Annotated in this window: 1 protein-coding gene; it reads left to right on the top strand. The window is 42.9% G+C overall.

Annotated features, from left to right (window positions below):
• On the top strand, positions 1-224 hold a 224-nt coding region (locus LJE11_RS19665), incomplete at both ends, for a hypothetical protein (RefSeq protein ID WP_227296462.1).

The raw sequence follows: 224 nt of genomic DNA, 5'->3' as shown, positions 1-224 counted from the left end.
CAATCACACCGGACGCTCCAGTTATCACAAACGTAACAGTAAGCGGATCTACTATTAAAGTAACATACAAAGCAGCTGCAAATGCAACTGGTTACGACGTAGTACTTGGAACATCCTCCAAGAAAGAAAACGGTGAGACACGTCCATACCACTATGGCAATCACAAAGTACTGAACCTCAAAGAAGGTACAGTAACAGCAACATTCAAGAACGTACCAAAGGGA

It is taken from the genome of Blautia sp. DFI.1.216 (assembly GCF_020594215.1).
GTDB lineage: Bacteria > Bacillota > Clostridia > Lachnospirales > Lachnospiraceae > Blautia_A > Blautia_A wexlerae.
The sequence above is the reverse complement of the archived record's forward strand: the minus strand, read 5'-3'. Positions and strand labels throughout refer to the sequence as shown.